Below are 18,500 nucleotides of genomic sequence, written 5' to 3'. Positions count from 1 at the left end.
GTCGGTGAACGATTGCCCCGAATCGACCGGACTCAGCACTCGATCACGTTGACGGCCAGACCGCCACGCGCCGTCTCCTTGTACTTGACCTTCATGTCGGCGCCCGTCTCCCGCATGGTCTTGATGACCTTGTCCAGCGACACCTTGTGCACACCGTCGCCGCGCAGCGCCAGCCGGGCGGCCGTGATCGCCTTGATGCTAGCCACCGCGTTCCGCTCGATGCAGGGGATCTGCACCAGGCCACCCACCGGGTCACAGGTCAACCCGAGGTTGTGCTCCATCCCGATCTCGGCCGCGTTCTCCACCTGCTCCGGGGTGCCGCCGAGCGCCTCGGCCAGCCCCGCCGCCGCCATCGAGCACGCCGAACCGACCTCACCCTGGCAGCCCACCTCTGCGCCCGAGATCGAGGCGTTCTCCTTGAACAGCACACCGATCGCGCCCGCCGTCAGCAGGAACCGCACCACGCCCTCGTCATCGGCGCCCGGCACGAACCGGGTGTAGTAGTGCAGCACCGCCGGAATGATCCCGGCCGCGCCGTTCGTCGGCGCGGTGACCACCCGCCCGCCCGCGGCGTTCTCCTCGTTGACAGCGAGCGCGAACAGCGTCACCCAGTCCATCGCGTGCAGCGGGTCGACCGACCCGGCCTCCGCCTCCAGGCCGCGCCGCAGCTCCGCCGCGCGCCGCCGGACCTTCAACCCCCCGGGAAGTACGCCGTCGCGCTCGCAGCCGCGCTGCACGCACTCCTGCATCACCCGCCAGATCTCCAGCAGACCGGCCCGGATGTCCGCCTCGCTACGCCAGGAGCGCTCGTTGGCCAACATCACCTCGCTGATCGACAGGCCGGTGCGGGTGGTGACGTCGAGGAGCTGCGCCCCGGTCAGGAAGGGGTACCGCACCACAGTGCTGTCCGGCTTGATCCGGTCCGCGCCGGCCGCCGCCTCGTCGACCACGAACCCGCCACCGACGGAGTAGTAGGTGCGGCTGCGCAGCTCGGCGCCGGCCCCGTCGTACGCCACGAAGGTCATCCCGTTCGGGTGGTACGGCAACGACCGGCGGCGGTGCAGCGTCAGGTCCCGATCCGGGTCAAAGTCGATCTCGTGCGCGTCCAGGACGTTGAGCCGCCGCTCGGCCCGGATCCGCTCGACCCGAGGGCCGACGGTGTCCGTGTCGACAGTCTCCGGCGACTCGCCGGCCAACCCGAGCAGCACCGCCGGACCGCTGCCGTGGCCGTGCCCGGTGGCACCCAGCGAGCCGAACAACTCGGCCTGCAACCGCGCCGTGTCAGCGAGCAACCCGTCGGCCTTCAGCCCACCAACGAACGTACGCGCGGCCCGCATCGGCCCCACCGTGTGCGAGCTGGACGGCCCGATACCGACGCTGAAGAGGTCGAAAACACTGATCATGGCTGCGCTTCCTCGCCGTCGTCCCGGCGTACGGGACCCGGCCGGGTCGGGACCGCCGATCTGGCGGCCCCGCTCGTGACCGTCCGGGGTATGGGGTGCCGGCCCTCCGGGGTGTGGAAGGCCGATCAGCCAGCCTACCCGCCCAGCTCACCGCCCACCCGGTCCGGGACATGAACACCCGACCGCCATCTCCCGCCCGGCTGCGGCGGGCGGGCGCGGGGAGGCGTCAGCGGGGGGCTGCCCGGGTAAAGCACCTACGGGTCCACGGGTTGCCGCTCCTCCTCGGGACCGAGGGCGAGGTGGCCATCCCTTTCTACCGTGGATTGCAGACGCGGCGCACCGCCGCAGAGTGGGAGTACGACGATGAGTCGCAAACTGGTCCGGCCCCGCGAGGGGCGCATGATCGCCGGTGTCTGCGCCGGCCTCGGGCGGCGGTTCGGCATGTCGGCCGGAATGGTCCGGCTGCTGTTCCTGCTGTCGCTGCTGCTGCCCGGCACGCAGGTGATCGTCTACCTGATCCTGTGGGTGCTGATGCCGAACGAGGACCGCTACCTCGCCTCCACCGGGCACTGATCCCGCCCCGCACCTCCACGTAATCGCAGATCTTGGACAGTTTCCGTTACGTGCTAACGGAAACTGTCCAAGATTGCTCGGAGCGCTGCCACACCGGCACCGCACACGGGAGCGCCCGCTCCGACGAAGGTCGGGGCGGGCGCTCCGGCGTACGGGGGTGGGGCAGGTCAGGGGGCCGTGAAGGTGACGGTGATCTGCTGGAACCCGAGGGAGCGGAGCAGCCCCTCCAGCATCTTGCGGGTGTTCTCCTCGGCTCGGGCGGAGAGCCCGCTGTCCCGGGCGGCGCCGGTGATCCGGTCCTCGGCGAGTTGGTAGACCTGCTGCTGCCGGTTGGGGTCGTTGCCGACCAGGTCGCCGAGTCGGTTGAGCAGACCGCGCTGCTCGGCGAAGACGTAGCTCTTCTCCATGTCGAGGTTGGTCTCGCCGAGCTGCGGCGCGGGCAGCTTGATCTCGACGGACTTGCCGTCGGCGGACTGGACGACGGCACCCTCACCGATCTTGGTGAAGTCGACGTACGCCTCGACGCTGCCGGCCCCGACGAACAGGGTGCGTTCGTTGAGCAGGAAGTCCGGAACGTTGCGCCTGTCGTTCTGCGTGTCGACGACGACCTGGAAGTTGCCCTCGGCGGCCACGTAGCGGCTGAGGTCCTGGATCGACTTCAGCAGCGGCGGCTGGCTGCGGTCGGTCTGCTCCTTGGCGAACGGGTTACGGAACTCCGGCAGGATGCCGGTCGCCTGAATGCCGAGCAGCACGACCACGGCCAGTGCGGCGGCGCCGAGCAGCAGGAGCAGACCTCGGGCCGCCCCACCGCCACCGCCGGGGCCATCGCCACCGGTCGTCGGACCACCAGGCCCACCGGGGCCACCGGGGCCGCCCGGACCAGCAGGCCCACCGGGCCCGCCGGAGCCATCCGGCGTATCCGTGGTCCACTCGGGTGTTGCGGTCGACCGCGCCTTGAGATCGTCGCCGGTCGGATAACCGGGGAACTCCCTCGTGGGCTCGTTGTTGCCAGCGTCGCGGGCCATCACGCTCACCGTCCTCGTCAGACACGTCGTCTGTCAATGACGGTACGGCCCCGCTACGACAGTCGCGCGTCGAGCGCCCGGAAGGCGCGAAAGACCAGGTCAGGCGAAGGCGGAGAGCCCGGTGAGTCGCTGCCCGATGACCAGTTGGTGGATTTCCGAGGTGCCCTCGTAGGTCAGCACGCTCTCCAGGTTGTTGGCGTGCCGCATCACCGGGTACTCGCCGGAGACGCCGTTGGCGCCGAGGATGGTGCGGCACTGCCGGGCGATGGCCAGGGCCTCCCGCACGTTGTTCAGTTTGCCCACGCTGACCTGCTCGGGCCGCAGCCGGTGGGCGTCGGCGAGCCGGCCCAGGTGCAGCGCGAGCAGCTGCCCCTTCACCAACTCGACGGCCATGTCCGCGAGCTTCGCCTGGGTGAGCTGGAAGCCGGCCAGTGGGCGACCGAACTGGGTGCGGGTGGTCGCGTACGCCAGGGTGGTCTCCAGGCAGTCGCGGGCCGCGCCCACCGCGCCCCAGACGATGCCGTACCGGGCCTCGGTGAGGCAGCTCAGCGGCGCCTTGAGCCCGACCGCCTCGGGCAGTTGGGCGTCGGCCGGGAGCCGGACGTCGTCGAGCACGATCTCGCCGGTCACCGACGCGCGCAGCGACATCTTGCGGCGGATCTCCCGGGCCGTGACGCCGGGCGTGTCCATCGGTACGGCGAAACCCCGTACGCCCTCGTCGGTGCGCGCCCAGATCACCGCGACGTCCGCGATCGGGGCGTTGGTGATCCACATCTTCCCGCCGTTGAGCACCCAGTCGTCGCCGTCGCGGCGCGCCCGGGTGGCCATCGAGGCGGGGTCGGAGCCGTGGTCCGGTTCGGTCAGGCCGAAGCAACCGATCGCCTCGCCGGTGGCCATCGACGGCAGCCAGCGTTGCTTCTGCTCCTCGCTGCCGTACCGCCAGATGGCGTACATGGCGAGCGACCCCTGCACGGAGACCAGCGAGCGGACGCCGGAGTCGCCGGCTTCCAGCTCCTGGCAGGCCAGCCCGTAGGCGACCGCGGAGGCGCCGGCGCAGCCGTAGCCGGTGAGGTGCATCCCGAGTAGGCCGAGCTTGCCGAACTCGCGGGCCAGCTCCCGGGCGGGCACCCGGCCGTCCTCGTACCACCCGGCGACGTGGGGCCGCACCCGGTCGTCGACGAGTTGGCGGACGACGTCCCGGATCTGCCGCTCCTCCTCGCTGAGCGACGGGTCCAGGTCGAGCAGGTCCAGCGGAGCGGTCATGGACGCCACACTAACGAAGGTTCAGCGCGCGGAAGAAGGGCTCGTCACTCGATGGGCTCGGAGAGCACCAGCACCCGCGCGTGGATCTGGTTGCGCTGCTGGAGGGCGGCGCGGAGCGCCCGGTGCAGCCCGTCCTCCAGGTAGAGCCCGCCGTTCCACTGCACGACGTGCGGGAAGAGGTCACCGTAGAAGGTGGAATCCTCGGCGAGGAGTTTGTCCAGCGCCAACTCGCGCTTGGTGGTGATCATCTGATCCAGGCGCAGTGGCCTCGGCGGAATCTCCGCCCACTGCTTGAGCGTCAGATTGTGCTCCGGATAGGGACGCCCGTCCCGGACCGCTCTGAAGATCACGACGGCACGCTCCCCTCCCCGTGGCCGGGCCGACCGACGGCGCCGAGCCGGGCCGCGGCGGGCACCGCGCGGCGCGGCACCGATGACCGTGCCAGCCTAGCCGCCCAGCGCACGCTGCGTTCTGCTCCCTGATGTCAGTTTCGCTATCGCTCGTCCGATCCTCAACCGGACGAACGGGACGCCGGCCTCAGTTCCACCGGCCCCGCCGCACGACCTCGTCCATCGGGCGACGTCCACGGCGCAACGACGGTGACCGATGGTCGGCTGCCCGGTAACCGATTGTGACGGCACCGACGGGTTGGTACTCCGGCGGCACGCCGAACGCGTCCCGGTAGGCGGCGAGCCGCTGCGGCGGAATGCCGAAGAAGCACGCCCCCAGCCCCTCGTCCACTGCGGTGAGCAGCATCAGCAACGCGGCGAAGCCGGTGTCCACGTGCCAGTACGGCACCGGCCACCGGTCCGTGGACTGATCCGTCCAGCCCTTGTCCGGCTCCGCGTACCGCCGCAGGTAGGCCGACTCGTTGGCGTGCGGCACCACGATCAGCGGTGCCCGGCGCATGCCCGCGAGCCAACGTTCCCGCCCACCGCCGTCGGGGGTGGTGGCGGCCCAGAACCGTTCCCGATCGTCCGGCTCCTCCAACACCAGGAAACCCCAACCCTGGGCGAAGCCGGCCGACGGCGCGCGGACCGCGTGGTCGAGCAGCCGCTCCACCACGTCGGGCGGGACCGGACGGTCCGGGTCGTAGTTGCGCACCATCCGGCGACGGCGGACGACCTCGGCGAACTCCATCAGGCCCCGGGGCGGATGCCCCAGGCACCTCGCCAGGTCGTGCCGGGCTTGAGCGTGAGCAGATCCCTGCCCGACCGGAACGCGTCAGGCGGGCAGGTCATCGGCTCGACGGCCACCGAACGGCGGTGTCGCTCGCCGGTGAGGGAGTCACCGGTGAACACCTGCCACCAGCCGAACTCGGCATCCGCCCAGATGCTCACCCCTGCCGAACCGTCAGGCGCGGAGAGGCTCACCGACGAACCGCCGTCGGCGTCCCGGATCACGTCGCCGAAGCAGGAGTCCAGCAGGGCCGCACCGATCCGGCGGGGGCTGGTCCAGTCGTACTCGGTGCCGACCACCGGGGTCACCCCCACCGGCAGCAGCCGACCGTCCACCAGCACCCGGCTCCGAGTGGGCAGCCGCAGCACCAGGTCGTCCACCGCGACGCCCGCCAGTTGCAGGTACGGGTGCACGGAGAAGCCGAACGGCGCCAGCTCGCCGCCGATGTTCGTCACCTCGTGCTCGGCGCGCAGCCCGTCCGCGTCGACGCTCCACCTGCTGCGCAGCCGCAGCGGCCACGGGTAGCCGAGCTGGGGCGGCAGGTCATAGCCGACAGTCACGGCGTCCGCCGACTGCTCCAGCAACTGCCACGGTACCCAGTTGACCAGCCCGTGAATGGCCACGTGCCGCTCCGGCTCGGTCAGCGCGAGCTGGTGCGTCCGGTCGCCGAACGGGTAGCGACCATCGCGGATCCGGTTCGGCCAGGGTGCCAGCACCTGCCCGGTGCAACCAGGGCAGACCTCGTCGGTCTGGTACCCGTCGACCAGGTCGACACCGTCGTGCCGGTAGGTCCGGAGCCCACCGCCGACCTCCACGATGACGGCCTCGTGGCCGGCGGCGGAGATGGTCCACTGGGCGCCGGAGAACGGGCGCTGATCGGGGCTTTCCATGCCGGCGACCCTAACCGGTCAGGTCCGCTCGTCGCTCGACGCCGTCGCCGCCCGATAGCGCAGCAGTGCCGGGAACGCGACAGCGAGCACCACCACGAGCACCGCGGAGGCGAGCCCGCCGGCCACCCAGGCCACCCCGCCGCCGAACCCGGCGGCCATGGTGCCGGCGCGCAGGTCGCCCAGGCGCGGGCCACCCGCCACCACCACCGTGTTGACGCCCTGGAGCCGGCCGCGCATCCGGTCCGGTGCGTAGACCAGCAGCATCGACTGACGCAGCACCGCGCTGATCAGGTCGGCGGCGCCGGCAACGGCGAGCAGCACGACCATCAGCCAGAGCTGGTGGGCCAGGCCCGCCGCGGCGATCGCCAGGCCCCAGCCGACCACCGCGAGCACGAGGCCGAGCCCCTGCCGGCGGAGCCGGCCGATCCAGCCGGAGGTCAGCCCACCGATCATCGAGCCGATCGCGATGGCGCTGTAGAGCAGGCCGACCGCCCCACCGCCGCCGAACCGCTCGTGCGCGATCTCCGGGAAGAGCGCCCGTGGCATGGCGAGGATCATCGCGATCAGGTCCACCCCGAAGGAGAGCAGCAGTACGGGGGTGGTGGCCAGGTAGCGGAACCCGTCGACGACGCTGGCCAGGCCGGCACGCCGGGCCTGGCCGTCGGCGGTGGGCTCGGGCGGGAGCGAGGGCAGCCGCAGCGCGGCCCAGAGCATCGCGGTGAACAGCACCGCGTCCAGCCCGTACGCGATCGGCAGGACCACAGTGGTGTCCGGCGAGGCGGAGAGGATCAGGCCGGCGGCGAGCGGACCGGCGACCGAGGCGGCGGTGAAGGTCGTGTAGTTCAGGGTGGTGGCGGACGCCACCAGGTCTTCCGGCACCAGTCGGGGCAGCATGGCGCTGCGGGCCGGCGAGCTGATCGCGAAGGCCACCGACTGCAACGCCATCAATGCCAGCAGCAGCACCGGGCTACCCACGTCCAGCAGCGCCTGGACCAGCAGACCGAGAGTGGATGCCCAGAGCAACAATGAGCCGCCGAGCAGCACCGCACGCCGGTCGCGGGCGTCGGCGACCGCGCCGCCCCAGAGCCCGAAGATCAGCAACGGTACGAAGGCGGCCACGCCCAGCAGGCCCACCCAGAACGAGTCCCGGGTCAGGGCGTACATCTCCACCGGCACCGCGACGGCGGTGAACTGGAAGCCGAACATCGCCACCGTGTTGCCGAGCCAGAGGCGGCGGTACGCCGGCACCCGCAGCGGGCGTACGTCGATCGCCCAGCGGCGCGCTGCGCGCGGCCGGGACTCCTGCACACCCGTCACGGCGCCAACCGCTCGACGGTCCAGCCGCCCTCGTCGCGACGGAAGCGGAGCCGGTCGTGCAGCCGGCCGGCCCGGCCCTGCCAGAACTCCACCGACTCGGGTTGGACCCGCAGCCCGCCCCAGTGCGGCGGGGTCGGGATCTCGGCCTGGTCGGCGAACCGCTCGGCTGCCTCCTCGTACCGCTGCTCCAGCACCGCCCGGCCCGACACGACCTGCGACTGTGGGCTGGCCCAGGCACCCAGTTGGGAGCCGCGCGGCCGGCTGGCGAAGTACGCCTCGCTCGTCGCGCGGTCGACGTGCGCGACCCGCCCGGCGACCACCACCTGACGCTGCATGGGAAACCACGGAAAGACCAGGCTGGCGTACGGGTTGGTGGTCGCCTCGACGCCCTTGCGCGACAGGTGGTTGGTGAAGAAGACGAACCCCTCCGGGTCGTACCCCTTCAGCAGCACCGTCCGCCCGCTCGGCCGGCCGGCCGAGTCGGCGGTGCCCACCACCATGGCGTTCGGTTCGGGTAGCCCGAAGGCCACCGCGTCGGCGAACCATCTGTCGAACTGGGTGTGCCAGTCGGCGGCCAGGTCAGCCTCGGTCAGGCCCAGGTCCGCGGCGTACTCGTTACGCATCGCAGCCGGGGCGGGTGTGTCGCCCGTCACGTCCCCACTCCTTTTCGCAGGCCCCGACAGCGCCCTCCCGCGCTGGCCAGCCCACCCTGCCCAGTCTCACCGAGTGGGGCGGAGAATGCGCGTCCGGGGATGTCGCGTGCAGCACAGTCGCAGCGGGTCGCGTATCCCTTACTCAGCAGGCAGTATGTTCCGAACACATCCCTGAGGGTCGCCTAAGGCGCTCGGCCGATCGGGCCGGATGAGCGATCGGGCGCACCGACCAGATCCAGGAGAGCGACATGGCCGATTTCAAACCCGGGCTGGAGGGCGTTGTCGCCTTCGAGACCGAGATCGCCGAACCTGACCGTGAGGGCGGCGCGCTGCGCTATCGCGGAGTCGACATCGAGGATCTGATCGGCCAGGTGTCGTTCGGCAACGTGTGGGCACTGCTGGTCGACGGCCGGTTCGGGCCGGGCCTTCCGCCGGCGGAGCCGTTCCCGGTGCCGGTGCACTCCGGCGACATCCGCGTCGACGTGCAGTCCGCGGTCGCCATGCTGGCGCCGTACTGGGGTCTCAACCAGCTGTTGGACATCTCCGACGAGCAGGCCCGTGAGGATCTCGCCCGGGTCTCGGTGACCGCGCTCTCGTTCGTGGCCCAGTCCGCTCGCGGCCTCGGCCTGCCGGCGGTGCCGCAGAAGGAGATCGACAAGGCGCAGACCATCGTCGAGCGGTTCATGAAGCGCTGGCGCGGCGAGCCCGACCCACGGCACGTCAAGGCCGTCGACGCGTACTTCATCTCGGCCGCCGAGCACGGCCTGAACGCATCCACCTTCACCGCTCGCATCGTCGCCTCCACCGGGGCGGACGCGGCTGCCTGCATCTCCTCGGGCATCGGCGCCCTCTCCGGCCCGCTGCACGGCGGCGCCCCGTCCCGGGTGCTCAGCATGCTGGAGGCGGTGGAGCGCAGCGGGGACGCGGAGGGCTACGTCAAGGGCGTCCTCGACCGCGGCGAGCGGCTGATGGGCTTCGGCCACCGCGTCTACCGCGCCGAGGACCCGCGCGCCCGAGTGCTCCGGCGCACGGCCAAGGAGCTGGGCGCGCCGCGCTTCGAGATCGCCGAGGCGCTGGAGAAGGCCGCCCTCGCCGAGCTGCAGGCCCGCCGCCCGGACCGGGTGCTGGCCACCAACGTCGAGTTCTGGTCGGCCGTCGTGCTGGACTTCGCCGAGGTGCCCGCGCACATGTTCACCTCGATGTTCACCTGCGCGCGGATGGGCGGCTGGAGCGCGCACATCCTGGAGCAGAAGCGCCTCCAGCGGCTGGTCCGCCCGTCCGCCCGCTACATGGGCCCGGAGACCCGCAAGCCGTCCGACGTCGAGGGCTGGGCGGCCATCCCGCACGGCGTCTGAGTGGTAGCGAAGGGCCCCTCCTCGACGCGCGGCGTCGAGGAGGGGCCCTTTTCGGCGACTCGCGCCGAAGAGAGGTCATTGTCGGCGCCCGTCGGTACGGACTGTGGCGAAGGACTCAGACCGACCGCCGGGACCCCGCCCATCGTCGTCCGGCCCGGGTGCGAGGATGAGGGCCGGCAGTGTCGCCGGGCCCGCCCTCGCCCTTGCGGAAGGATCTTCAAGACCGTGGCTGACGCACCGATCATCCGGATTCCCGATGAGATCAAGCCCGCCGACGGACGCTTCGGCTGCGGCCCGTCCAAGGTCCGCCCGGCGGCGGTGTCCGCTCTCGCCGAGGTCGCGACCACCTACCTCGGCACCTCGCACCGGCAGAAGACGGTCCGCGACCAGGTCGCCCGGCTGCGCTCCGGCATCGCCGAGTTCTTCTCGCTGCCCGAGGGCTACGAGGTGGTGATCGGCAACGGTGGCACCACAGCGTTCTGGGAGGTCGCCACCTTCGGTCTGATCCGCGACCGGGCCCAGTTCGCCAGCTTCGGCGAGTTCGGCGCAAAGTTCGCCAAGTCGGTCAAGGACGCCCCGTTCCTGGGTGAGCCGACCGTCCGCAAGGCCGACGCGGGCAGCGCGCCGACCCTGGTCGCCGAGTCTGGCGTGGACGCGTACGCGACGCCGCAGAACGAGACCTCGACGGGTGTGGCCGTCCCGATCAGCCGGGTGGCCGGGGCCGACGAGGGCGCGCTGCTGCTCGTCGACGCGACCTCCGGCGCGGGTGGCCTGGAGGTCAACGTCGGCGAGACCGACGTCTACTACTTCGCCCCGCAGAAGTGCTTCGGCTCCGACGGCGGTCTCTGGCTGGCCCTGATGTCCCCGGCCGCACTGGACCGGGCCGCCGAGATCAAGGCGTCCGGGCGCTACATCCCCGCCTTCCTCGACCTGGTCACCGCGATCGACAACTCGCGGCTGGAGCAGACCTACAACACCCCGGCCTTGGCCACCATCTTCCTGGCGGCCGAGCAGACCGACTGGATGAACGCGCAGGGCGGCCTGTCCTGGGCGGCGAAGCGCACCGCCGAGAGCGCCGCCGCGGTCTACGGCTGGGCCGAGCGGTCCAGCGTGGCCACTCCGTTCGTCACCGATCCGACGCTGCGCTCCAACGTGGTCGCCACCATCGACTTCGCCGACGGGGTGGACGCCACGGCGATCGCCAAGGCGCTGCGCGCCAACGGCATCGTGGACACTGAGCCCTACCGCAAACTCGGTCGCAACCAGTTGCGGGTGGCGCTCTTCCCGGCCGTCGAGCCGGCCGATGTCGAGGCGCTTACCGCGTCCATCGACTACGTGGTCGAGCGACTCTGACGTTCGTCACGGTCGGTGTCCGTTGGGGCTTCCACGGACACCGACCGTAGTCATCGCCGCAGCTCAGTCACGACATGCGGGGTGTCGCTTCCCCCACCCTGAGGCAGATGCGCGTACGGTGGTCCGAGACGCCTGGGTGGCCGACTCGTGGCGTGCGGCCAGCGAAGCGGGACGGAGGCAACGCTATGCGCCCAGTACGCTTCGTCGCCCTCTCCGAGGACGGCCATGCCCTGGTTCTCGCCGACGAGGTGGGGCGACTGCTCGCCCTGCCGATCGACGATCGGATCTCCGGTGCGCTGCACGCCGAGCCCGGTGCGCCGCCGCTCGCGGTGGCGCCGACCGCGGCCGACCCGGTTCCGTCACTGTCTCCTCGGGACATTCAGGCCCGCATCCGCTCCGGTGAGTCCGCGGAGGATGTCGCCCGGATCGCCGGGGTGCCTGTCGACCGGGTGCTGCGCTATGCCGGCCCGGTGCTGCAGGAGCGGGCGATGCTCGCCCAGCACGCCCGCCGCACCCGCCTCAAGGGCGCGGAGAAGCCCACCCCGCTCGCCGAGGTGGTCAACGGTCGGCTGAGCCAGCACGGCATCGACACCGAGAAGATCTCCTGGGACGCGTACCGGCGTGACGACGGCACCTGGCGGATCATCGCCACCTGGCCGTCGGGCAAGGCCACCGCGCAGGCCATCTGGGATCTCGACAAGACCCGGCAGTCGGTCGCCCCGCACGACGACATGGCGCAGTACCTGTGCGCCGAGCGGCCCACGCCGATCCTCGGCCAGGAGCCGGCGCCGGAGCGGGGTGGGCACGCCCTGCCTGGTCCGTCGCGTGGCGAGCCGAGTCGTGGCGGGCACGGGTTGCCGGCGGCGTCCGAGCACCCGCGTCCTGGCCGCGATCCGATCCGGGCCGGTCGCGACGCGCTGCTCGCCTCGCTGGACCGCCCGCTCGGCGCCTCGTCGGGTCGCGGGCTGGAGCCGCGTACCCCGGCTGCTCTCGCCGGGTCGGACGCGCCCCGGCAGCGGCCGGTCGGTGGGGTGCCGCCGCGCTGCTCGGCGGTGGTCAGGGCTCGGCCTTCGACGACGATTCGGACGCGCCCAAGGAGGTGCCGGCCGTGCCGTCGCTGGCGGTGCTGCGGCCCCGCCGGACGGGCGCCGCGGCGGCCGCCGGCGGCGAGTCCACCGACGCCAACGGCAAGCCGCGTAAGCGGCTGCCGAGCTGGGACGACGTGCTCTTCGGCAGCGGCCCGGCCGCCCGCGAATCCTCCTGACGCTTCGCGTTGACGGGTGACCTCGCGCCACCCGTCAACGCGAGCGTTCGGGCCTCACCGCATGTCTCCAGCGCGATGAGGGGCGGCGACCCCGCGTACGGCGTCGGCGACGGCTCGGAAGTCCTTCTTGAGGATCGCGCCGTGGTTGCTGGCAACCTTCGCGCCGATCGTGATGTTCGGGTTGCGGGCGGTCACCGCGTCGAGGCTGGCGCGGATCTGCTCCTGCTCGTCACCGCGACTGCCGAGGGATGTGCCGGAGGCGACGACGTACCGCACCGGGACGGTGATGCCGTCCAGCACCGGGCCCAGCTCGCGCTCACGGGAGAGTTCGCCGAGTTCGATGTTGCTGTCCGCCATCTGGTCGGCGTTCATGCGCGGGGTCAGGCCGGTCGGGCGCAGCAGCGGCATGAACAGGTTCATCCGTCGGAACATCTTGCGGATCCGTTGCGCCATGGCCTCGTCGAGCCAGTCGTGCGGGAAGGCGCCGTCGACCAGGACCGCACCCAGGGTGCGCTCCGGGTTCCGGTTGGCCCAGTGCGCCCCGACCACCGCTCCGTAGGACCAGCCCACCAGCACCGCCTGGCGCACCCCCCGGGCGGCGAGTACGGCGTCGACGTCCCGGACGGCCGCCTCGAACGAGTAGTCGGCTGAGCGCTTCGACTTCTTGCCACGAGCCCGCTCGTCGTAGGTGATGTGCCGGTATTCGGTGCCCAGGTCGGCGATGACCCGCTTCCAGTAGCCCTGGGTGGCGAACTGGCCGTTGAGGTAGACCACGGGGATGCCCGGACCGCCGGTGTCGGTGACGGCGAGGGCCGTGTCGTCGACCGACACCATGCCGGTCCACATCGGGTTGGTCGACTGGTTGTTGTTCATTGTCATGATTCACTCCTGGATGACGTCGCGTTTTCCAACACCGGAAACGCTACGTTGCATTCCAATGGCTGGCAACCATGCCGTTGCTTCGACAGAGCGTCATTCCAGCTCAACGTCTACAAACTGTTGCAATGGGCCTGACGATAACGCAACAGAGCAGGCCCGGGTCATTGCAATAGGCCAGATGTGAACGCTATAGTGCACCGGTCGACTGGCGACACGAAGGATCAGCAGAGGAGAGCGCGATGCCGGGAGGCAGGCTCAGCCAGCAGGAACGCCAACAGATCGCGCTGGGGCTCGCCGACAGCCTCCCCTACGCCGAGATCGCCCGACGCCTCGCCCGGCCCACCTCGACCGTCACCCGCGAGGTGATGCGCAACGGTGGCCCCACGGCCTACCGCGCGGACCTGGCCCATCGCGCCACCGAACGCCGCGCCCACCGGCGCAGGCCCGCCTCCCGATCGGCGGCCACCCTCCCTCAGGAGCACGGGCGCGACGCCGAGGCCGTGGCCGAGTACGAGGAGACGTTCACCACAGTCCTCATGGCATCGGGCCTGACCAAGATGGCGGCCCGGGTGTTGACCTGCCTGTTCACCACCGACTCGGGCAGCCTCACCGCGTCCCAGCTCGCTCAGCGCCTCCAGGTCAGCCCGGCGTCCATCTCCAAGGCGATCACCTTCCTGGAGAGCCAGAGCCTCGTCCGCCGAGAACGCGACGAGCGCCGACGGGACCGCTACGTCGTCGACAACGAGCTGTTCTACCAGGCGACGATTGCCAGCGCCCGGGCCAACGACCAGCTCGTCGAGATCGCACGGCAGGGCGTCGCCCTCCTCGGCCCGCAGACCGCCGCCGCCGCCCGCCTGGAGAACATCGCCCGCTTCCTCGACTTCATCAGCGAGAGCATCGTCCGCTCGGCCGAGCAGGCCCGTGCGGTGCTGCACACCACGTCCCAGGCGGCCACACCGGACACCGCCCAGCCGGCGTCGGATCGGCCATAGTCGACCAGGTGTGCTCAGCGGTGCCGCTGCCGGTGCCCGGCCCGGGCCGCCGGAAGGGCCAGCCCGGCGGCGTGCAGGACGCCCTCCACCCGGACCCGCTCGATCTCCTGATCGACACCCTCCAGCTCGGCGAGGTGCTCGGTGACACCGAGGGCGCGGCAGGCAAGGCGAAGCCTGTCGTCGTACGCCTGGAGCAGTGCGGTGTGCCAGACCATCGATCGGCCGGCGCCGCCGATCCGCTGACCGCCGAGACGGCGCAGGTCGGCGGCGAGCTGCTCCAGCGGCCGGCGGTCAGCGCTGTCGAACTCGCTGAGGTCGATGTCCCGGGTCAGCGCGTCGGCCTCGATGGCCCGGTCGAGCTGGGCGATCGTACGCTTCTCCCGTCGGCGGTCACGCCACTCGGACCAGCCGCAGACCACCCGGTCGAGGATCTCGTCGTAGCAGAAGAGCAGGGCGAATGCCGCCGGCAGTGTGGCCACGGCGAGGAACGCCAGGGCCAGCATCAGCGCGCGTCCGACTCCCACGTATCGACGCTAAGCCCCACCGTGCCACCCCGCCAGCGGTTTGGCCGCATCCGCGCAACCGGACGCGGCCCAGCCCGCCGGTAAACCTCAGCAGTCGGTGGAGGTGACGTAGAAACGGGGCATCGGCAGCACCCGGAAACGCAGCCGGGCACCGGAGTGGCGTAGCTGCCAGGTGAGCGCTACCACCGCGGCGGCCAGCGAGATGAGCCCGCCCATCCAGATGCTGGCACCGGCGCCGTAGTGCTCCGCGACCCAGCCGATCAGCGGCGCGCCGACCGGGTTCGTACCCAGGAACACCAGCACCCACAGGGCCATCACGCGCCCCCGGAAGGCCGCGTCGACGCCCATCTGGATTCGCTGGTTGGCGGCCTGGGCGAAGAAGACCATGCTGAAGCCGGTCGGCACCAGCAGCACCACTACCAGCCAGTACGCCGAGGAGAGGCCGACCATGGTGCCGAAGCTGGCGCAGGCGATCGCCGCGCCGAGCACCAGCCACACCGAGGGGCGGCTACGCCGACCGGTGCCGCTGAGCGCTCCGCCGAGCGCGCCGACTGCCAGCGCCGTGCTGAACAGGCCGAAGGAGGCCGCGCCGGTGTGGAAGACCGTCTTCGCCAATGCGGCAAGGGTGAGCTGGAAGTTGAACAGCGACATGCCGATCACCGACATGACAGCCATCGGCAGCAGCAGATCGGGGCGACGCCACACGTACCGCAGACCGTCGACGACCCGGGCGGACGCCCGCTCGTCACGCGGCAGCAGGGCGTCGCGGTGCAGGTCGGACGTCCGCATCCGGACCACGTTGACCAGGGGCGCGATCGAGCTGAGGGCGGTGAAGAGGAAGACCGGGCCCACGTCGAACGCGGCGATGGCGAGGCCGGCGACGGCCGGGCCGACGATCCGGGCGGAGTTGAACACGGCGGCGTTCAGTGACAGCGCGTTGGGCAGCAGGGACGTGCCGACGAGTTCGGAGACGAACGCCTGCCGGACCGGGGTCTCCACGGCGTTGGCCGTGCCGAGCAGCGCGGCGAAGGCGAAGACGTGCCAGAGCTGCACCAGGTCGGTGATGACCAGCACTGACATGCCGAGCGCCAGCAGACTCCAGAAGGCGTTGGCGACGAAGAGCAGCACCCGCTTGTCGTACCGGTCGGCGAGCCGGCCGGAGAGCAGGGTCAGCAGGAGCACCGGGGTGAACTGACAGGCGGTGACCACGCCGAGCGCGGTCGCCGAGTTGTTGGAGAGCTCGAGGACGAGCCAGTCCTGGGCGATGAACATCATCCAGACGCCGATCAACTTGATCAGCTGCCCGGATGCGAAGAGGCGGTAGTTGCGGACCTGTAGGGACTGGAACATCGTGCTCAGCTTCGCCTGCACTCTTGGTGCGCCTCCTCCGGACGTACGCGTCATCGACAGGTGACGGCACGGACCCGGTGGCGCGGGTGCGGCTCAGGCGCGAGCGAGCTGCTGAAGAATCTCGGCGGCCCTCTGCAGGGTCTCCCGTTCGTCCTCGTCGAGTGCGGCCAGCCGGTGGGCCAGCCACTCGTCGCGGGCCCGCTCGAACTGGTCGAGCACGGCCTGCCCTCCTTCGGTCGCCGCGAGGATGACCTGCCGCCCGTCGGTCGGATGGGGTGTCCGCCGCACGAGGCCGCGTTCCTCCAACTTCCCGACGATCTTGGTCATCGTCGGCGGCTGCACCCGCTCCACATCGGCCAGCTCCCGGGGTGTCATCGCGCCCGCCAGCCGCAGGCTGGTGAGCGCGGAGACCTGGGTGACCGTGAGGTCGCCGACCGGTCGGGCCTGTCGGACCCGCCGGTTGAGTCGGGTGATCGCATCACGCAGCTGGGGAGCCAGCTGCGCCGGTGGCACGCGTTCCGCCGTCACCGTCCGCTCCGTCACAGTAGTTAGCTTAACTAATGAGCATGGCTAACGACATCCGTTATGACCAGGCTCACCGGGGGGATTCAGATGGTACGGGCGGGGAGTCCCTATCGACTCCCCGCCCGGACGTGCCTCAGAGCACCAGGGACTCGATCGGCCCACGCAGGAAGTACAGCACGAACAACGCGGCCACCCCGTACAGCAACGGATGGACCTCCCGGGCCTTGCCCCGGGCCAGCTTCACCACCACGAAGGTGATCAGACCAGCGCCGATCCCGTTCGAGATCGAGTAGGTGAACGGCATCAGCACGATGGTGAGGAACGCCGGAATGGCGATCTCGTAGTCGGTCCAGTCGATCGTCCGCACCGCGGTCATCATCAGGAAACCGACGACCACCAGGGCGGTCGACGCCGCCTCGAACGGCACGATCACGACAAGCGGCGCCAGGAACATCGCGAGCAGGAAGAGCCCGCCGGTGACCAGGTTGGCCACGCCGGTCCGCGCACCCTCCGCGACACCCGCGGCGCTCTCGATGTACGACGTGTTGCTGGAGGTGCTGGCCGCCCCGCCGGCCGCCGCGGCGATCGAGTCGACAAGCAGGATCTCCTTGGCCTTCGGCGGGGTGCCCTGCTCGTCGAGCAGGCCGCCCTCCTGGCCGACCGCGACCATCGTGCCCATGGTGTCGAAGAAGTCCGTGATCAACAGCGTGAAGATGAACATCAGCACGACCAGCCAGCCGGCCCGGCCCCACGAGTCGAACACGTTGAACTTGCCGAGCAGCGACAGGTCCGGCAGGTCGACCACCGACTTCGGCAACTCCGGCACGTTCAGCGACCAGCCCTTCGGGTTGGGCTGACCGTTGACGAACGACGGGCCGATGTTGCCGACCGCCTCCACGATCACCGCCAGCACCGTCGAGGCGAGGATGCCGATCAGGATCGCGCCCTTCACCCGACGGACCACGAGCACAAGCGTGATCAGCAGGCCGACCACGAAGACCAGCATCGGCCAGCTCACCAGCTTGCCGCCGATGCCCAGGCCGACCGGGACGGTGGTGTTGGCGGCGTCCGGGATGCGCCTGACGAAACCGGCGTCCACCAGGCCGATGATGGTCAGGAACAGACCGATGCCGACCCCGATCGCGCTCTTCATCTGAGTCGGCACCGAGCGGAACACAGCGGTCCGCAGACCGGTCAGCACCAGCACCGCGATGATCAGACCCTCGATCACCACCAGGCCCATCGCGTCGGCCCAGGTCATCTCGGGGGCGATCTCGTACGCCACCAGGGCGTTGACACCCAGACCGGCGGCCAGCGCCAGCGGGAACCTGCCGACCACACCCATCAGGATGGTCATCAGGCCGGCGACCAGCGCGGTCCCGGCAGCCAGCGCCGGAATCGGGAGGCTCTTGTTGTCGCCGTCGACGGCGCCGCCCAGGATCAGCGGGTTGAGCACCACGATGTACGCCATCGTGAAGAAGGTCGCGAGGCCACCGCGTACCTCACGGCTCAACGTCGAGCCACGGGCGGAGATCTCGAAGAACCTGTCGAAACCGTTACGCGGATGAGCGGGGTCGGGAGGTGTGCCGTTCTCGGGCGGCGCTACTGCCATCAGGTCCTCGCAGGTGATCTTCCGGTTGTCGCGCAGATCGTCCCAGATCGTCGGTGGGCAGGGAAAGTTGATCCCGTACGCTTGCCGAATGCCGAACGAGCAGCCACCGCGGCCCGCACCACTGGACCCGCCGATGGTGCCGTTCGCCCTCGCCGGGTTGATCGCGTGGGCGGTGGCCGGGCTGGTCCTGTTGATCTTCTTCCGGGGTTGGCTGACCGACAACGGTCACCAGAACTGGCTCTGGACCTGCCTCGCCGGGTTCCTCTGGGGCTTTCCGGGCCTCGCCGTGATGATGCGGCACGACGCCAACCGACGCCGCCGCCGCGCGAGGTGAGCTGACCAC

Annotated in this window: 18 protein-coding genes and 1 pseudogene; 6 read left to right on the top strand and 13 right to left on the bottom strand. The window is 70.7% G+C overall.

The features are described from left to right. Positions 1-32 precede the first annotated feature (32 nt). Positions 33-1,403: an L-serine ammonia-lyase gene (locus ACQP0U_RS02470; protein WP_433315374.1), complete on the bottom strand. Its 1,371-nt coding sequence runs from the start codon at positions 1,401-1,403 to the stop codon at positions 33-35. Between the two features lie 363 nt (positions 1,404-1,766). On the opposite strand from ACQP0U_RS02470, the gene ACQP0U_RS02465 reads away from it, so the two are divergent. Beyond that, positions 1,767-1,976 carry a PspC domain-containing protein gene (locus ACQP0U_RS02465; RefSeq protein WP_030486383.1) on the top strand — a complete coding sequence of 70 codons (210 nt, stop codon included), beginning with the start codon at positions 1,767-1,769 and terminating at the stop codon, positions 1,974-1,976. Between the two features lie 167 nt (positions 1,977-2,143). On the opposite strand, the gene ACQP0U_RS02460 is transcribed toward ACQP0U_RS02465, so the two are convergent. From ACQP0U_RS02460 to pdxH, 7 genes are all read right to left on the bottom strand, one after another. Next, positions 2,144-3,001 carry a DUF4230 domain-containing protein gene (locus ACQP0U_RS02460; protein WP_433315372.1) on the bottom strand — a complete coding sequence of 286 codons (858 nt, stop codon included), beginning with the start codon at positions 2,999-3,001 and terminating at the stop codon, positions 2,144-2,146. Between the two features lie 99 nt (positions 3,002-3,100). Continuing rightward, positions 3,101-4,264, bottom strand: coding sequence for an acyl-CoA dehydrogenase family protein (locus tag ACQP0U_RS02455; RefSeq protein WP_433315370.1), 1,164 nt, complete (start codon positions 4,262-4,264; stop codon positions 3,101-3,103). A 44-nt stretch (positions 4,265-4,308) separates the two neighbouring features. Further along, on the bottom strand, positions 4,309-4,614 hold the full coding sequence (locus ACQP0U_RS02450; RefSeq protein ID WP_030329612.1) for a type II toxin-antitoxin system VapB family antitoxin: 306 nt from the start codon (positions 4,612-4,614) through the stop codon (positions 4,309-4,311). A 187-nt stretch (positions 4,615-4,801) separates the two neighbouring features. After that, positions 4,802-5,404, bottom strand: coding sequence for a nitroreductase family protein (locus tag ACQP0U_RS02445; RefSeq protein ID WP_433315368.1), 603 nt, complete (start codon positions 5,402-5,404; stop codon positions 4,802-4,804). Next, on the bottom strand, positions 5,404-6,333 hold the full coding sequence (locus ACQP0U_RS02440; RefSeq protein ID WP_433315366.1) for an aldose 1-epimerase family protein: 930 nt from the start codon (positions 6,331-6,333) through the stop codon (positions 5,404-5,406). The genes ACQP0U_RS02445 and ACQP0U_RS02440 overlap by 1 nt, the downstream gene beginning before the upstream one ends. 18 nt (positions 6,334-6,351) lie before the next feature. Then, positions 6,352-7,650, bottom strand: a complete 1,299-nt coding sequence (locus tag ACQP0U_RS02435) for an MFS transporter (RefSeq protein ID WP_433315364.1) — start codon at positions 7,648-7,650, stop codon at positions 6,352-6,354. Then, complete coding sequence (pdxH, locus tag ACQP0U_RS02430; protein ID WP_433320561.1) at positions 7,647-8,273, bottom strand: pyridoxamine 5'-phosphate oxidase; 627 nt, start codon at positions 8,271-8,273, stop codon at positions 7,647-7,649. The genes ACQP0U_RS02435 and pdxH overlap by 4 nt, the downstream gene beginning before the upstream one ends. 278 nt (positions 8,274-8,551) lie before the next feature. On the opposite strand from pdxH, the gene ACQP0U_RS02425 reads away from it, so the two are divergent. The 3 genes and pseudogenes from ACQP0U_RS02425 to sepH all read left to right on the top strand — a co-directional run bounded on the left by ACQP0U_RS02425 (position 8,552) and on the right by sepH (position 12,275). Next, entirely contained in the window at positions 8,552-9,658 is a 1,107-nt protein-coding gene (locus ACQP0U_RS02425) for a citrate synthase 2 (RefSeq protein WP_091395245.1), read from the top strand. A gap of 225 nt (positions 9,659-9,883) precedes the next feature. Then, positions 9,884-11,011 carry a phosphoserine transaminase gene (gene serC / locus ACQP0U_RS02420; RefSeq protein WP_433315362.1) on the top strand — a complete coding sequence of 376 codons (1,128 nt, stop codon included), beginning with the start codon at positions 9,884-9,886 and terminating at the stop codon, positions 11,009-11,011. A 185-nt stretch (positions 11,012-11,196) separates the two neighbouring features. After that, positions 11,197-12,275, top strand: a pseudogene (sepH, locus tag ACQP0U_RS02415) (septation protein SepH). A gap of 54 nt (positions 12,276-12,329) precedes the next feature. On the opposite strand, the gene ACQP0U_RS02410 reads toward sepH, so the two are convergent. Beyond that, positions 12,330-13,154 carry an alpha/beta fold hydrolase gene (locus tag ACQP0U_RS02410; protein ID WP_433315360.1) on the bottom strand — a complete coding sequence of 275 codons (825 nt, stop codon included), beginning with the start codon at positions 13,152-13,154 and terminating at the stop codon, positions 12,330-12,332. Positions 13,155-13,393: 239 nt separating this feature from the next. Here ACQP0U_RS02410 and ACQP0U_RS02405 point away from each other — a divergent pair, with 239 nt between their 5' ends. Continuing rightward, positions 13,394-14,146, top strand: a complete 753-nt coding sequence (locus tag ACQP0U_RS02405) for a helix-turn-helix domain-containing protein (RefSeq protein ID WP_433315358.1) — start codon at positions 13,394-13,396, stop codon at positions 14,144-14,146. 14 nt (positions 14,147-14,160) lie between these two features. On the opposite strand, the gene ACQP0U_RS02400 is transcribed toward ACQP0U_RS02405, so the two are convergent. The 4 genes from ACQP0U_RS02400 to ACQP0U_RS02385 form a co-directional block, all read right to left on the bottom strand. Beyond that, positions 14,161-14,670: a hypothetical protein gene (locus tag ACQP0U_RS02400; protein ID WP_433315356.1), complete on the bottom strand. Its 510-nt coding sequence runs from the start codon at positions 14,668-14,670 to the stop codon at positions 14,161-14,163. A gap of 87 nt (positions 14,671-14,757) precedes the next feature. Continuing rightward, positions 14,758-16,041: an MFS transporter gene (locus ACQP0U_RS02395; protein WP_433315354.1), complete on the bottom strand. Its 1,284-nt coding sequence runs from the start codon at positions 16,039-16,041 to the stop codon at positions 14,758-14,760. 72 nt (positions 16,042-16,113) lie between these two features. Next, complete coding sequence (locus ACQP0U_RS02390; RefSeq protein ID WP_433315352.1) at positions 16,114-16,563, bottom strand: MarR family winged helix-turn-helix transcriptional regulator; 450 nt, start codon at positions 16,561-16,563, stop codon at positions 16,114-16,116. Positions 16,564-16,678: 115 nt separating this feature from the next. Then, a complete protein-coding gene (locus ACQP0U_RS02385; RefSeq protein WP_433315350.1) occupies positions 16,679-18,157 on the bottom strand; it encodes an NCS2 family permease in 1,479 nt (492 codons plus the stop codon). 88 nt (positions 18,158-18,245) lie between these two features. Here ACQP0U_RS02385 and ACQP0U_RS02380 point away from each other — a divergent pair, with 88 nt between their 5' ends. Then, positions 18,246-18,491, top strand: coding sequence for a DUF2530 domain-containing protein (locus tag ACQP0U_RS02380; RefSeq protein WP_088986669.1), 246 nt, complete (start codon positions 18,246-18,248; stop codon positions 18,489-18,491). Positions 18,492-18,500: the final 9 nt, after the last annotated feature.

Source organism: Micromonospora sp. CA-269861, assembly GCF_050948505.1.
GTDB lineage: Bacteria > Actinomycetota > Actinomycetes > Mycobacteriales > Micromonosporaceae > Micromonospora.
Note: the sequence above shows the minus strand (reverse complement) of the source record. Positions and strands in the feature narration are given on the sequence as shown.

Coding starts and splice junctions, on each gene's coding strand:
- ACQP0U_RS02470 (WP_433315374.1), bottom strand. CDS start 1,403: ATGATCAGTGTTTTCGACCTCTTCAGCGTCGGTATCGGGCCGTCCAGC.
- ACQP0U_RS02465 (WP_030486383.1), top strand. CDS start 1,767: ATGAGTCGCAAACTGGTCCGGCCCCGCGAGGGGCGCATGATCGCCGGT.
- ACQP0U_RS02460 (WP_433315372.1), bottom strand. CDS start 3,001: ATGGCCCGCGACGCTGGCAACAACGAGCCCACGAGGGAGTTCCCCGGT.
- ACQP0U_RS02455 (WP_433315370.1), bottom strand. CDS start 4,264: ATGACCGCTCCGCTGGACCTGCTCGACCTGGACCCGTCGCTCAGCGAG.
- ACQP0U_RS02445 (WP_433315368.1), bottom strand. CDS start 5,404: ATGGAGTTCGCCGAGGTCGTCCGCCGTCGCCGGATGGTGCGCAACTAC.
- ACQP0U_RS02440 (WP_433315366.1), bottom strand. CDS start 6,333: ATGGAAAGCCCCGATCAGCGCCCGTTCTCCGGCGCCCAGTGGACCATC.
- pdxH (WP_433320561.1), bottom strand. CDS start 8,273: ATGCGTAACGAGTACGCCGCGGACCTGGGCCTGACCGAGGCTGACCTG.
- ACQP0U_RS02425 (WP_091395245.1), top strand. CDS start 8,552: ATGGCCGATTTCAAACCCGGGCTGGAGGGCGTTGTCGCCTTCGAGACC.
- ACQP0U_RS02410 (WP_433315360.1), bottom strand. CDS start 13,154: ATGACAATGAACAACAACCAGTCGACCAACCCGATGTGGACCGGCATG.
- ACQP0U_RS02405 (WP_433315358.1), top strand. CDS start 13,394: ATGCCGGGAGGCAGGCTCAGCCAGCAGGAACGCCAACAGATCGCGCTG.
- ACQP0U_RS02385 (WP_433315350.1), bottom strand. CDS start 18,157: ATGGCAGTAGCGCCGCCCGAGAACGGCACACCTCCCGACCCCGCTCAT.
- ACQP0U_RS02380 (WP_088986669.1), top strand. CDS start 18,246: ATGCCGAACGAGCAGCCACCGCGGCCCGCACCACTGGACCCGCCGATG.